This is a genomic window from Clostridium carboxidivorans P7 (assembly GCF_001038625.1).
Lineage (GTDB): Bacteria > Bacillota > Clostridia > Clostridiales > Clostridiaceae > Clostridium_AM > Clostridium_AM carboxidivorans.
Map to the genome: position 1 here is coordinate 1,824,154 of NZ_CP011803.1, position 12,681 is coordinate 1,836,834.

Genomic DNA, 12,681 nt, shown 5'->3' on the forward strand with positions numbered 1-12,681 from the left:
TTTTAATGTAATTAGATGCGTATAACTGAACTTGCTAGTTTAAATTTTAACTTTTATGCAGTGATATATGATAAGGGTGTCATCACATTAGCTAAATTGTTTTAGTATTATTCTTAGCTTGAAGATTTGGAAAGCCTTAGAACTTTAGTCCTGTTTGAGGGAACCAAGTTTGACAAAGTTCTTAGGTTTTCCAAATCTTCAAGCTTTAGAATAATTAAAACATTTAGCCGTGATGGCACCCTTATCATATATCATGGAATAAAAGTTAAAATTCAAACTTCCACTGCACCTTTATATCGCAATATTTTTAAATTGCAAAAGTTGAATATCTAACAATTTGTTACTTATAGTATTGTAAGCTTTCCACTAGTTTTTTACCATTATCTACATTTAATGTAGGATCTTGAATTAACAAATTATAATTAAATCCATCTTCACTCCATGATATAGTTTTTATAGGTTCTTCCATAGACATTCCTTTTTTTCCTCTTATAGTAATATCTTTTTCACCATCAATTTTTGTATCATCCTTCTGGGTATCCTTATTATCATATGGAACTATAGTTGTAAGAATCAATTGATCTGCTCCATTTTTTTCATAAGTTTGATTTATTTCTTTATGTTTTACACCTGGTGCATCCATATAAGTTACACTTTTTAGCTTGTACCCAGATGTTTCTTTTAATGTTAAAATAGGTTTTCCTGCTATTTTTTCTGCTTGTTTCATATCAATTTTATTTTCTTTAAGTTCGCTGTTGTTATCTATATCCTCTATTTTAACATCAGAAGGAATATTTTGAGTAAATAAACTATTATCTAACTTAGGTGAAAATTTTATCTTTGTATATTCTGTATCTGTTTTCATATTAGAACTTTCCGATGTACACTTTATAACAAACCAGCTGCCCTCATCTATCCAATAGTTCATATCACCTAAAATGCTATTTTTCTGTTTTGGTTTAGCATACAAATGATAGGTTTTGAATCCATTAACACTTTCTTCTCCTTTATAAGTTAAATCATGTGTTTTAGATATACTGCTGAGTTGTTTCATAAGCTGTGATTTATAATCATTATTGCTATCTGATAAATTATTTCCTGCTTTCATGGACATAGCCTTTTTATCTTTTACCATATATACTAATACTTTATTACCATCATTAGTAGATATATTTTTTCCACTAATACTAGAATTTAATTCATAACGTCTTCTCATTTTATTTGATGAATTATCTGCCCATTCCTTCATATCGGCTTTTTCACTTAATTTTCCGTTTTCATATATTTCCAGCTTTGCTTCACCATAATATGACTTAGGTTTCTCATAAGCACTCATAGCTTTATTTATAACCTCACCTGGTATTATTGTATCCTTCTTTAAACTGCCGCAGCCTTGAAACAAACTTGCTGTTATTAAAGTTGCAGTAAATATTGCTAGTATTCTCTTCTTCACAATAAAACATCTCCTTTTAATCTCTTAGTAAATTTTTTAACCTTATGTATACATTATATAAATACTTTTTCTATTTTTATTAAACTTAATAATTTCTTTATAATATTAAAATTAAGCTTAACTGTGTACAGGTATCCAGCATGTGAACATTGTACTGTTTCCTTCTGAAAAGACTTTAACTTCACCATAATGCTTTTCAATTACTAATTTAACAATGCTAAGCCCTAATCCTACACCATTCCACAACTTTTTATTTCTAGAATCATCACTTTGGTAAAAGGGCATAAATACCTTTTCTTTTTCTTTATCTATAATGCCATCACCCTGATTTTTAACTACAATCAGCAAACCATCTTTTTTCCAAGGAATTGTTTTATTTTCTGTGCCTATTTTCAACCAGCCTGGCATTTCATTATCTAGTGAAACTGCACCCATACATATATATCCATCTACAGGAGTATATCTTAAAGCATTTGCCATCAAATTATCTACTACCCTTGTCATCTGCCTTACGTCTACTTTGTATTTACCTTGAACATCTATATCTATAGTAAGTTTTATTTTCTTTTGTGTACAAGACTCATCATACCCTGAAAATAGCATTTCGAAGAACTCCGAACCTTCAAGTTCTACAAAATTCATTTTATATTCTGTAGTAAGAAGATTGTACATCATTAAATCATCTATCATATTTTTCATATAATCACTTTTATTCAGTATAACTAAAGCCTTATTTTTATTGTCTTTTATATCTAAACTTTCATCGTTAATCATAGCTTCAGCATAGGCTCTTATGGCAGTTAACGGTGTTTTTAAGTCATGAGATATGGCAGATATCATATATTCCTTAGATTTTTGCTGTTGCTCAATAATCTCTCTTTTCTCTTCAATATCCTTTTTCATATCATTAAAATGTTTTATAAGTTCTCCTATCTCATCACTGTATTTATAATCTACTATGTTTTTATCTCCTAAGGCAAACTTATTCATTCCTTCTACTAGAAGTTTAATTGGCTTATTAAGTTTTTTGTTTAAAAGAAGCCCTACTGATATAAAAATACACAAAACTATAATTATAAAAAATAAAACTGTAATAACGGTTCTATAATTTATACCTTCAACAAAATCTTCCCTTGCTATAGCTATTTTATAAAACCCTACCAGTGCACTGTCCTTATTAAATACAGGCATCTTCAGTGTATATGCTCTAGCTCCCGTTTGTATTTTATATAAATCTGAAAATGCAATCTCCTTTGAAATAAAACCAGCTATATTATCATCTGAAGAATATATTTCCTGACCTACAGCATTGTATAATTCTATTTTTATAGAATTTCTGTCTTTACTAGATATAAATTTTTTATCTTTTAAAGGGTATCCAACATATATATCAGGATTGTCCAATTGCTGCTCATATGTTTTAAATTTGTTCACAGCAGATATATAATCTGAAACTTGAGTATTGCTATTATAATTACCTATAATTACATATAATAACAAACCTGAAATCACTGGTGTCAGCATAACTGTTAAATGAGACAATATAAGCCATCTTTTAAGTTTCATGTACACTTCTCCCCTAATTTAAACTTAATATAAATCTTATTTAATTATTCACCTATTTTTAATTCTTCTTTTAAGGAGTCAATATATTTCTTAGCCTCAACTAATCCACACCCCGTAGCCTCTCTGTATAATCTAATTGCTTTAATAGTTTCATGCTCTGAAATAAGCTTTTTTAATTCAGTTGTTAATTCATCGAATGCTCCAACTTTTCTAGCAATCTTATTTAAAGTTGCATTCATTCTCATATTGTCATTTCTCATCTGGCTTATAGCAGCTGATATCCACATTATAACCCCTACAGCTGCAAGCATTAAAATAATTTTATAGTCCATAATTAATTTTCCTCCAAACCTTTAACTTGTTCTATACTTAAACCTGTTTTTTCTGCTATAGTTTCATTATCTAAAACACCTTTTAATTTTTTTGCTATATCCATTCTTTCTTCCATTATACCTTGCTTTCTATATTTGTTTCTGATCTCTTCTTCCTCTTCTGATTCTTTTCTATCCTCTTCCCAAATCCTCATGGCATCTTTGTCAGTACTTAAATATTTGAGTCCTTCTTCTGTTATTTTTATTTCCATTCCTATAACTCCAAATTTACCATTGTGTTCTATTTTTCCTGTTTTAATTAACTCCTTTATTCTCCAAAATATGTATTCATCTGAAATTCTTTCTTCACTTTTGCCTAATACATCTCCTATTGTTCTTATGGGATTTCTAAATTCTTTTGGGGTGTATTTTAGTATATCTATATCAAAATAATTTTCATCTACACTTTCTAACTTTCCATCTTTAATAACACGTAATATAGAGTTATCCTTTTTTAGTAATTCCCATTTATCAAGAAGCTCTCTATATTCATTTAAATTCAGCTTTCTTTTAGCTGCTGCATACTTTTCTATATTTTCTGATATAATTTCTCCGGTAGACCTTGCTTTAAATTCAATTTTTTTACGTTTAATAACTGTATCCTTTACATTTATTAAATATATATCTAAATTTTTATCCTTCAAAAGCTCTAAAGCATATAACATTCCACAGAACTCTCTACTAGAACCATACCATAAATACAAAATATCACTATTATCTACTTTAGAAATTTCATTATGAAATGTTCTATAATTTTCTTTTAAATCATCTATATCATAATCAACAGCTGGCTTTAATTGATTTTCTCTCATAAAAGTATTATACCAATTGATTCTTTCCTCAATATCTATTCCATCCTTTATGGCTCCCTGTGAAAGATCATCAAGAAAAAGTATTATCTCCTGATTACTCTGAAGTATTTTAGTACTAATAGCATGCTTAAAACTTCCTCCTGCACTTTCTGAAAAACATATGTTAATTATTTTGTTCATGCTTATCCCCCTATGACTTTTAATTTTGTAGTACTATTTATTAAAACACACTAGTTTCTATATTATAAATTTTTAACTTGCCCTACAGTTAAGCCTGTTTTTTCTGCTATGGTTTCTGCATCTAATACGTCCTTTAATCTTTTTGTAATATTTATTTTTTCTTCCAATCTACCTTCTTCTATGTATTCATTTATAATATAATCTTCTGGATTTAAATCCTTTTTAATATTTCTCCAAATACTCATGGCCTTTTGATCAGCACTTAGATAATTTAATCCTTCTTCTGTTATCTTTATATTCATTTTAAGGCTCTCAAATTTACCATAATAAGTTTTATCGTATATGTAGTCAATTTTTCCTAACTTAACTAATTCTTTTATTCTCCACATTATATAATCAAAGGAAATTTCCACATCACTATTGTCTACTACCGATCTCACAATTTTAGCTGAATTTTTAAATTCTTTTGGAACATATTTCAGTATATCCATATCAAAATAATTTTCATCTACACTTTTTATTTTTTCATTTTTAAAAACACGTAACATTGAATTGTCATTTTTTAATAATTCCCAGGTATCAAGAAGCTCCCTATATTTATCTAAAGCCAGTTTTTCCTTTAAACTTGCATATTTTTCTATATATTGTGGTACAATGTATCCAGTATCTCTAGCTAAATATATATTCTCTTTATGTTTCACAACTGTATCTGTTACATTTATTAAATATATATTTAAATCCTTATTCTTTAAAAGTTCTAAGGTATATAACATTCCACAAAACTCCTGACTGGAACCATACCACAAGTATAAAACATCGCTGCTATCTACTTTTGAAATTTCATTGTGAAATGTATTATAATTTTCTTTTAACTCATCTGCACCATACTCAATAAAATATTCATCTCCACTTGCAACTCTCCACCAATTAATTCTATCTTCAATATTTATTCCACCTTTTATAGGTCCATGTGAAAGATCATCAGAAAGAACCATAACCTTTTGCTTGCTATTCAGTTCATTCATCTTACTAGCAATTCTAAATTTCCCTCCTGCGCCTTCTGTAAAACATATATTTATTATATTATTCACATTTATCCTCCCATCAGCTTTCTATTTTAATTTTATAGTAATATCATTTATTTAAACTTATTAAAATCTTAAAAATCTGCAAATATATTAAAGGAGGAAAAACATTCCTCCTTATAATACAAAGTTATATTGAATTTAGTCATCTTTTAAAAATAAACAAGCTATAATTGATATAATCCATGAATAATGTACTATGGGTGATATCACTATTCCTATAAGAACAATTACAAATGCAATATCAATATCTTTCTTACCTATCCATGTTATCAAATTCATTTAACAACCACCTTTATTTTCCAGTATCTATAACTTCATTAAACAATGCCTTGTTTTGTTCAATAGCTTCTTTAGAGCCTTCTACAAAATACATATTTTGCTTTAAAATCTTATCAAGCATATCTCCATAGTTTCTTATATCCTCTGGTGTAGTTGAAAGAGCCTGTTTTTCATACTCAAGCAAATCATTTACAGAAGAATTAGTGAGATACATTGAATCACAAAGTGAACTTTCCATAAGAGGTCCATTACTTTTTAAGTTAACATATTGTCTAACGGCGCCTATAATATAATTGTTCATTTCACTATCCGTAGCTTTAAATTTTTTAAGATAGTCAACTGTACCCTTAAAAGCTTCTAAAGTTTCTTTAAGGTTTGGATCTCTCATTGAAGCAAGTATAACTCTTCCATCAGATGAAAATGCACTTTGAACTCCATAAGCGCCACCAGTTGTTCTCACCTTATTCCACAAATATCCCATATCTAATACATTTTGAAGTACCATCATTTTTCCATTGTAAGTATATCCTGCCTTTTTTAAATCTCCTCCTTGTATTACTGTTTGTACTTTTGCAGTAGAAGAAAAAGCAGCATTCTTACTAGGCTGAGAAAAAGCATATTTTTGATGTGGAAGTACTTGTGAATTAATTTTAGGACTTATACGATCTAATTCCTTACTAAATACTTTAGCATCATCTTCACTTCCACTATAGCTTACTACAAGATCATTTCTATTAAATGCAAGATTACATGTATCCTTAAGATTTTTGGAAATACTGTCCCATTTTGCATCAAAATTGTTGTCTAAGTCCTGTAAAAATTTATAGTATGAAAGTCCTGTAATTGCTTCACTATATCTTCCACTTTCATTCATATATGCATTCATTCTCATAATTGCAGCACTTCCTGAACCCGATGTCAAAAGCATTTGTAGAGCTGATTTGTTCTGCTCAATAATTTGCTTTATTCTTTGCTTGTCCTCAAACTTGCTGCCATTTATGATTTCGCTAATCATATCAAAGGATTTTGAAATACTATCCTGTGGTACTAAAATTGATGCTGTAACTTTAGGACTGTAGTTATCAGGACTTTTACTGTTTGCTACTGCTGAAGGAACAAAACTTATAGCCCCTCCTGTATATTGCAGCATTTCATTTGAAAGTCCTTTATAATTATGTTCTTTAGTATCTACATTTCCAAGTAATGAACAAAGCAAACTTAAATATTGTAATTTATCTTGAGGAACCCTAGATGTATCAAAGTAAAAATTTATAATTGAAAGTCCATTCAAATCTGAATTATGTGTAAGTACCTTCATACTTGACTGATTTTGAACACTATAATTTAAATTTGGCATTTCAGGTTTAACTTCTTTAAGAGAAAGCTTTGGCAAAGTTTCAAGTGCTTCTTTAGAATCTTCAGTTTTTTGCCATGCATTAAAATCTTCAGTACCTTTTAAAAGAGAATTAACCCCTGTTTCACCAATCTGACTCTTATAGCTTGCAAGCTTTTTAGCTGTATTTTCAGCATTTTTACTTTCAAGTCCTGCTTCAGGCTTTAACACAACTAGTGAATGATAGTTATTTGAAAGCAAGCATTTATTGATCAAATTCTGGAAATACTTATTTTGATCTGTTTCCTTAATTTTTTTCATAACACTATCTGTTTCAAAATACATTGCAGGATCCTTATCATATATCCATGTGGATAATGCAGTTTGTGATAAAATAAATCCATTTCCACCAAGCATAGGAGTTACAAGTTTTTCAGAACGATTACTTATGTCATAAGATGCCATAGCAGATTTAAGGAAATCTTTGTCAAATCCATTTTTCGAAATACTATCTAAAGTATTAAAAATTGTCTTTTCAAAAACTTCCTTTGAAGCTTCATCAGAATTAATAGCACTAATTGAAAATATAGGTTGAGCACCTTGCATACTAAAAGAACAACTTACATTTTCTGCAATACCAGCGTCAGTAAGTGCTTTTTTCAGTGGAGCAGTATCTGTTCCCATAAGCAAATAATCTAAAAAATTAAGTGCCACATTTGTTTCCTTATCATCTATATTACCTGTAACAAAATTTAATGAAAGATATGTTTTCTTTTTTGTATCTCCATCTTTAGGTACAGGATAAGATACTACCTTCACAGGAATATTGGACAAAGGTTTTTGAGTTTTAATGGAAGTATCCACATTAACCTTATCAAATTTACTTAAATAGTTGCTGTCAATGAATTTCAAATATTCACCTATATCCAATTTACCATATAAATATATATAACTATTTGAAGGTGTATAATTTTTCTTATAAGTTGAAACTAATTGTTCTCTTGTAAGATTAGGAATAGCATCTGGATTTCCACCTGAATCCCACTTAGAAGATGTATCAGGGAAAAGTGATTGAGTTATTGCACTACGCAAAAGCCATTGAGGATTGGAATAATTACCTTTCATTTCATTATACACAACTCCATTAACTGAAAGAGCTGAATCCTTTGATGGAAGCTCATATCTCCAACCTTCTTGTTTAAATATATTTGGGTCAGTAGTTAGTTTTGGATAAAATACCGCATCTAAATATACTCCCATAAGATTTTTAAGATCCTGTTCATTAGTACTTGCTACAGGAAATGTAGTATAATCAGTACTAGTCATAGCATTGATAAATGAACCAAGTGATCCTTTAAGCATTTCTTTAAATGGAGATTTTACTGGATAATTTTTAGAACCATCAAGAACTGAATGTTCAATAATATGATTCACTCCAGTATTGTCTGTAACTGGTGTACGAAATGTAATGTCAAAAACTCTTTGTGTATCATCGTTTTTAACATACATAAGCTTTGCACCTGTTTTTACATGAGTAAACATCATAATAGTAGATTTACTCTTTGGCTCTTCCTTAACTGAAGTAAGTTGAAATCCATAATAGTTTTTACCTACTTCATTAACTGTTATAGTATCCGCATCTGCTGCATAAACAGTTTGTCCAACAAATGCTGTGTTACAGGAAGAAAATAACATAAAAAATGTTAAAATAAAAATACTAACTTTTTTCAAAAATGTTTTCATTTTGTGTCCCCCTTACTATATTTTTAATATATTTTTTCTCCTATAAATTTATAGCCTGTTCCCCATACAGTTTGAATAAAAATTGGATTTTTACTGCTATCTCCTATCTTTTCCCTTAGTTCCTTTATATGTACTGTTACTGTATTATTTCCATCTAAATCTATGCTATCCCATACATGGTGATATAGTTCTTCCTTTGAAAATACCTTGTTGGGATTTTGAGCCATAAGTTGTAACAATTCAAATTCTTTTAATGTCATTTGAGTTTCTTGTCCATTTATAGTAACCTTTTTTTCTTCTGGTATTATAATAAGATCTTTTTTAAACTTCAAAGTACCATTTGATATTAAAGTTTTGTCCATTTTTCTATATCTTCTTAAATGCGCTTCTACCCTTGCAGAAACTTCAGTTAAACTAAATGGTTTAGTTATATAATCATCTGCACCAAGTTTTAATCCTTTTACTTTATCCATATCCGTTTGCTTTGCACTAAGTATCATTATTGGTATATCTTCATTAATCCATCTTATATTTTTACAAAGAGTAAACCCATCCATTTCCGGCAGCATTATATCTACCATTGCTAATGCAAATTTATACTTCTTAAAATCCTCCAATCCTTCCTTGCCAGTTGATGACCAATTAACTTCGTAACCTTCTTTTTCAAGGTGTTCTTTTAAAATGTTTGCAATTGCTTCATCATCTTCAACTATTAGCAGTTTTTCCTTCACTATTAGTTCCTCCCATACATATTAATTATATAGTTTCTATTTTGTATTTTATAAGACTTAATAATTTCTTTATAATTAAAATGCTTGTAATAAAAAATATCTTTATTATACATATATAAATGCTACTTTAAGTGAAATTATAACATATATTTTCCAATCCCTCAATTTTATTCAATTATTCTTAATTCAACTTTCGCACATACAAAATTTTAACTTAATATAATGAGTGTAAATATGAAGGAACTTTTTTAAAACTTCAAAAGTTAAGTTCTTACTAAACAAATTACATTGACTTAATTGTATACTTTTTCTATAATTGAGGAGCATATATGACTACTTTTCACTAAACTTGTTTAATCAGGAGGATATATAATATGAAAAAAATCAGTGCACTATTACTTGTATGTATTTTCATTACACTTTCTCTAACTTCATGCTCCAATAATAATACTCTATATGAACAAAATGCTATTAAAATGGATACATTTATGGATTTAAAAGCTTATGGTCCTAATGCTAAATTTGCAGTTGAAGAATCTTTGAAAAAAATAGATGAATTAGACAAAATGGCAAGCCCCAATATTAATACTAGCGATGTTAGTAAAATCAATAATGCTTCTGGAAAGAATTATGTAAAGGTTCATCCTGAGATAATGAAAATGATTAAAGCATCAATTCAGTATTCAAAATTAAGTAATGGTGCCTGGGACATAACCACTGGTCCTTTAATAAAATTATGGGGCATTGGAACTGAAAACGAGAGAATACCTTCTGATTCTGAAATAAAATCCAAGTTAACTTTAGTAGGGTATGACAAAATCAGTATTAATGAAGCTGACAGCAGTATTATGCTTCAAAAGGCAGGTATGTCTATAGACTTAGGAGGTATTGCTAAAGGCTTTGCTTGCGATGAAGTATTAAAAATTTATAAAAAGTACAATATAAAAAATGGTCTTATAAACTTGGGAAACAGCAGTACATATGCTGTTGGTCAAAATGAAAATAAGTCGCCATGGTCTGTGGCAATTCAACATCCTAGAAGCAATAGTAGTGATAATTTTCTTGGAATCATTGGGGTATCTAATAAAGCTTTGTCCACATCAGGTGACTATGAAAGGTATTTTATAAAAAATGGTAAAAGATATCATCATATAATTAATCCACATACAGGATATCCTGCAGATAATGGTGTTATCAGTGATACAATAATAGCTGATGGAAATCTCAGTGATAGTTCTATGATTTGTGACCTTTTGTCAACAACTGTATTTATATTAGGAAGAGAAAAAGGTATTCAATTTGTACAAAAATTACCAAAAGTAAACTGTGAAATTACTACATCTGATTATAAAATATACACTTCATCAGGATTGAAAGATAAAATCCAAGATATAAATAAAGATTTTAAATACATAAAATAACATTTTAAATATAATAGTTTCTATAAATTATTTAAAAACAAAATAAGAACATATTTTTTAACTTAAACTTTTCTTTTAAACACATTTATTTAAGTTTAAAAAATAATGTTCTTATTTATTATTTTATATGATCATTTTCTATCTTTAACTATAAATCTACAACATCTATCTCCATTAGTTTTGCATAAAGGTCTTTGAAAATCCAAATTAAATTTATTATATAAAACAGCATCTATTTCACAATATAATGCTCCAATATCCTCAGCTTCTAATTGTTCCCACATATCATGCATAGGACAATATGTCATATCACAAGGATTATCTGGATCTTTTTCCCATGAAATTGACGGCATATCTTTTATCTTGGAAAAGGTTTCTGCATTTATTTCAAGTCCTTTTTCTTTTGCTTCTTCTAGCATGACTTCAGCTCTTGCTTCACCAAATTTAGTTATGGCAGCTCTAACTGCTTCTTTTCCTTTTTCTTCACCTAATCTATCTATCATCTCCTTTGCCATAAAATAATGTAATTCAGCCATAAGTTTCGCCATTCTCCCTACTGGTTCATCTGTACTTCTTATTTTACCCATAATTTATCTTCCTTCCATATTATTAAATCATTTCATTATTCAAAGCATAATTATTATTCTGATTTTTTTGCAACTTGTTCCATACGTACTTTGCCAGCTTCAATGGCATTCATAATGGTACCTCTAAATGCCCCTTGTTCTAAGGCTCTAACACCTGCAATAGTAGATCCTCCTGGAGAACAAACCTTATCCTTCAAGCTTCCTGGGTGTTCACCAGTTTCTAAAACCATCTTAGCTGCTCCCATAACTGTTTGGGCTGCCAAGGTTTGAGCCATTTCACGAGGAACTCCTAGCTCCACTCCACCATCAGCCATAGCCTCAATAAGCATATAAACATATGCAGGACCACAACCACTTATAGCCATTACAGAGTCAATTAAATTTTCAGGTACTAAATAGGTTACTCCTAGAGCTTTAAAAATTTTAAGAGCTACTTCAGAATGTTCATCCTTTGCATTCTTACCCTTTGCTACCCCTGAAGCTCCAACATTAACTAACATAGGTGTATTTGGTATTACTCTAATCACAGGGATTTCCTTTAAATATTTTTCAATAAACGAAGTATTTATACCTCCAACAATTGAAATTACAAGCTGATTTTCCTTATGCCAGTTACAATTCTCTACAAGTTTTAAAACTTCCTTTATAACCTGTGGTTTAACACATAAAAATATAATATCACAATTATCTACCAAATAACTGTAACCTGTACTTTTATCACTACTTGAATTAACTACATCAAACTTTTCTTTAATATATTGAAGTCTGGAATCTAAAATATCCATAGCATATATATCACAAGGAGCTACAAGTTCTGCTTTTATTAGCCCTCTCATTATAGCTTCTCCCATTTGTCCTGCTCCAATAAATCCAATTTTTTTACCTAAAGTGCTCATTTTTATCCTCCCTTATGTAATTATTTTATAAAAAATAAAGTTCAAGGAAAACCTTGAACTAAATAAACAGCGTTGTCCTTATCTTTCAGCTTAAGCTGCAGGAATTGACACCAATGTACTATAAATAATACTGGTTGTCGGGTTTCATTGGGCCAGTCCCTCCACCACTCTCGATAAACAAATTTTCAATTTATTATTTGTATTATACTAACAAACAATTT

Annotated in this window: 11 protein-coding genes and 1 riboswitch; of the genes, 1 reads left to right on the forward strand and 10 read right to left on the reverse strand. The window is 29.3% G+C overall.

Going from position 1 to position 12,681, the window contains the following annotated elements; translation table 11 throughout:
* Positions 1-340 precede the first annotated feature (340 nt).
* The 8 genes from Ccar_RS07905 to Ccar_RS07935 all read right to left on the reverse strand — a co-directional run bounded on the left by Ccar_RS07905 (position 341) and on the right by Ccar_RS07935 (position 9,556).
* Entirely contained in the window at positions 341-1,453 is a 1,113-nt protein-coding gene (locus tag Ccar_RS07905) for a LolA family protein (RefSeq protein ID WP_007064197.1), read from the reverse strand.
* 117 nt (positions 1,454-1,570) lie between these two features.
* Entirely contained in the window at positions 1,571-3,019 is a 1,449-nt protein-coding gene (locus tag Ccar_RS07910) for a HAMP domain-containing sensor histidine kinase (RefSeq protein WP_007064696.1), read from the reverse strand.
* Between the two features lie 44 nt (positions 3,020-3,063).
* Positions 3,064-3,351: a 50S ribosomal protein L7/L12 gene (locus Ccar_RS07915; protein ID WP_007063718.1), complete on the reverse strand. Its 288-nt coding sequence runs from the start codon at positions 3,349-3,351 to the stop codon at positions 3,064-3,066.
* Between the two features lie 2 nt (positions 3,352-3,353).
* Complete coding sequence (locus Ccar_RS07920; RefSeq protein ID WP_007063717.1) at positions 3,354-4,382, reverse strand: DUF1835 domain-containing protein; 1,029 nt, start codon at positions 4,380-4,382, stop codon at positions 3,354-3,356.
* 62 nt (positions 4,383-4,444) lie between these two features.
* The gene (locus Ccar_RS07925; protein WP_007063716.1) at positions 4,445-5,473 is read right to left on the reverse strand and encodes a DUF1835 domain-containing protein; all 1,029 of its coding nucleotides are present in this window, start codon (positions 5,471-5,473) and stop codon (positions 4,445-4,447) included.
* 135 nt (positions 5,474-5,608) lie between these two features.
* Entirely contained in the window at positions 5,609-5,749 is a 141-nt protein-coding gene (locus Ccar_RS27000; protein ID WP_007063715.1) for a hypothetical protein, read from the reverse strand.
* A 13-nt stretch (positions 5,750-5,762) separates the two neighbouring features.
* Positions 5,763-8,825 carry an insulinase family protein gene (locus Ccar_RS07930; protein WP_007063714.1) on the reverse strand — a complete coding sequence of 1,021 codons (3,063 nt, stop codon included), beginning with the start codon at positions 8,823-8,825 and terminating at the stop codon, positions 5,763-5,765.
* A 23-nt stretch (positions 8,826-8,848) separates the two neighbouring features.
* Positions 8,849-9,556, reverse strand: coding sequence for a response regulator transcription factor (locus tag Ccar_RS07935; RefSeq protein WP_007063713.1), 708 nt, complete (start codon positions 9,554-9,556; stop codon positions 8,849-8,851).
* A gap of 374 nt (positions 9,557-9,930) precedes the next feature.
* Between Ccar_RS07935 and Ccar_RS07940 the strand changes: the two genes are divergently transcribed.
* A complete protein-coding gene (locus tag Ccar_RS07940; protein WP_007063712.1) occupies positions 9,931-10,977 on the forward strand; it encodes an FAD:protein FMN transferase in 1,047 nt (348 codons plus the stop codon).
* A 131-nt stretch (positions 10,978-11,108) separates the two neighbouring features.
* On the opposite strand, the gene Ccar_RS07945 is transcribed toward Ccar_RS07940, so the two are convergent.
* Complete coding sequence (locus Ccar_RS07945; RefSeq protein WP_007063711.1) at positions 11,109-11,564, reverse strand: L-2-amino-thiazoline-4-carboxylic acid hydrolase; 456 nt, start codon at positions 11,562-11,564, stop codon at positions 11,109-11,111.
* 53 nt (positions 11,565-11,617) lie between these two features.
* Positions 11,618-12,460, reverse strand: a complete 843-nt coding sequence (proC, locus tag Ccar_RS07950; protein ID WP_007064693.1) for a pyrroline-5-carboxylate reductase — start codon at positions 12,458-12,460, stop codon at positions 11,618-11,620.
* Positions 12,461-12,535: 75 nt separating this feature from the next.
* Positions 12,536-12,640, reverse strand: a riboswitch (SAM riboswitch).
* Positions 12,641-12,681 lie beyond the last annotated feature (41 nt).